Source organism: Arthrobacter sp. H5 (genome assembly GCF_000520595.1).
GTDB lineage: Bacteria > Actinomycetota > Actinomycetes > Actinomycetales > Micrococcaceae > Arthrobacter_D.
This window is the reverse complement of record NZ_KI915000.1, coordinates 1-1,762: the sequence shown is the minus strand read 5'-3', so window position 1 is coordinate 1,762 and position 1,762 is coordinate 1. Positions and strand designations below refer to the sequence as shown.

Here is a 1,762-nt window from a genome sequence, read left to right as displayed (position 1 = left end):
GGACGGAGGGGGGCCTGCCACTTTCGTGTTCCGACCCCATTTCGCCAAACCATCAGGCCAACCACGCCTGAGCGGTCTCGCGATTTTCACTGAAGTGCCACAACTTTAGTGCAATACTTCTTCCCACGCCCGAACTTCATCATCCGTCGAGGTGCCGCGGTCAAGCCCGCTCTTACGCACCACTGAGTACAACCATGACAACCTTCCTAAGGGACGGACGCTCCACCCAATACATCAACGCCGCCATCGAACAACTACGATCGGAAGGCTTCCCGATCAACGACGAGGACTTGAAACGGCTCTCACCACTGGGCCATGACCACATCAACCTCCTGGGCCGTTACCACTTCAGTACCAACGACTTACCAAAAGAAGGCCTGCGTCCCCTCCGAGACCCCACCGTTTCGGACTGACCCTGATCAACGCGGCCATTGTGTGCACTGGAACACCATCTGCACCAGCCACGCCACGAACACCTTGGCCGTGGCGGGCACGGAACCGGATCCCGGATTGCTCAGACCCCTCCGCTAACGTGGGCAGTGACCCGTCCCTTGCGGCGATCCCGGGAGGCGAAGCGCCTCTGGGCCAATTTTGGGCCATCTATTGGTGGGGGCGAAGGATTTCCACGGCTTCCCGGATTGCGTAGTAGACGATGACCAGGCCAGCCACCGGGTCCGCCCACCACCATCCGGCCAGGTCATTGAGTAGGACTCCGGTCAGCACGGCGGTGGCCAGGAGCCCGTCGATGAACGTCACCCGTCCCTCGGCCGTCAGGACCGGATTACCCAGCGCTTTGCCCGTGTGGGCTTTGCCCGCCGCGAGGGCGAACATGACAGCCGCGGTGACGGCGGTCCAGCCGATGCCGCCGGGGCTCGGAGCCGCATGGTGCGCCAAGGCCAGTGCGACACCGGACTGGATCAGCAGGTAGAGGGCCAGGACAATGAAGGCCCCACCTATCAGTTTCAGTGCAACCCGCTGGCGGTGTTCGCCGGTACCGGAGAGCTCCCAGATCACCACCGCGCTGGCACCTATCTCGATCAAACTATCCAGACCGAACCGGCAAGGGCCACCGAGCCCGCCGAGATCGAGGCAATCGCCAGGACAACGACCCCCATAACGTTCCAGACCAAAGTCGCCCATTCCAGGGCGAAGCCGCGCCGCCGCAGCCGGATCCTGTCCGTGGCCTGCATTCCCTCAACCACCATGGGTCTGGCCTGGTTCCCGGGTGGGGGCCAGTCCGGCGAGCCGTTCAATGATCGCCAGTCCGGCCGGGGTTCCGGGCCAGTGCCGGCGCAACGATGCCGGCCCGGCGGAGCGGATCACCGAACGAAGCGTGATCGCCAAAATGATGACGTCATCCGCATAGCCGATCACGGGCAGGAAGTCCGGGACAAGATCCAGCGGCGACACCAGATACACCAGCAGCAAAACAAGCTTAGTGGGTGAACGGTTAGCTCAGGTTATGTCTTGCGTTTCGGCCATTTTCTGTGATTTGGCGGTAGGTAGTCGGCGGCTGCCGACTGCCAAGACCGAGGAGAGTCTGGAACGCAGCCATGGGCGTGCTGCGTCTGTTGTAGCGGAACGTGAATTCGTCGAGGTAAACCTGTAGTTGTTCATTGCTGACAGATCGGTGTGTCCCTCGCAGCCACGTCTTGAAATTGCTGATCGCACGATGCACTCGAGGCATGACCGGGTCTGCGTCGTCGGCTCTCTTGGCGGCCCTTTGTGACCGTGGCCGGTAGTCGTAATCTTTCTTGGCCAA

General features: G+C 61.8%; 4 protein-coding genes and 1 pseudogene. 1 reads left to right on the top strand and 4 read right to left on the bottom strand.

The genetic code is table 11. The features are described 5' to 3' along the window. Nucleotides 1–221: 221 nt before the first annotated feature. Nucleotides 222–413, top strand: a pseudogene (locus tag Y708_RS0112575) (Tn3 family transposase); the annotation flags it as partial. 187 nt (nucleotides 414–600) lie between these two features. Here the strand turns inward: Y708_RS0112575 and Y708_RS24795 are convergent. The 4 genes from Y708_RS24795 to Y708_RS24785 all read right to left on the bottom strand — a co-directional run. Beyond that, the gene (locus Y708_RS24795) at nucleotides 601–1,041 is read right to left on the bottom strand and encodes a cation efflux transmembrane domain-containing protein (protein ID WP_253905801.1); all 441 of its coding nucleotides are present in this window, start codon (nucleotides 1,039–1,041) and stop codon (nucleotides 601–603) included. Beyond that, complete coding sequence (locus Y708_RS31085) at nucleotides 1,038–1,205, bottom strand: hypothetical protein (RefSeq protein ID WP_253905800.1); 168 nt, start codon at nucleotides 1,203–1,205, stop codon at nucleotides 1,038–1,040. Before Y708_RS31085 ends, Y708_RS24795 begins: the two co-directional genes overlap by 4 nt. After that, a complete protein-coding gene (locus tag Y708_RS24790) occupies nucleotides 1,195–1,428 on the bottom strand; it encodes a YkvA family protein (RefSeq protein WP_081746765.1) in 234 nt (77 codons plus the stop codon). Before Y708_RS24790 ends, Y708_RS31085 begins: the two co-directional genes overlap by 11 nt. Before the next feature lie 22 nt (nucleotides 1,429–1,450). After that, nucleotides 1,451–1,762: transposase (locus Y708_RS24785; protein ID WP_162150474.1), on the bottom strand; the 312-nt coding region annotated here is incomplete at its 5' end.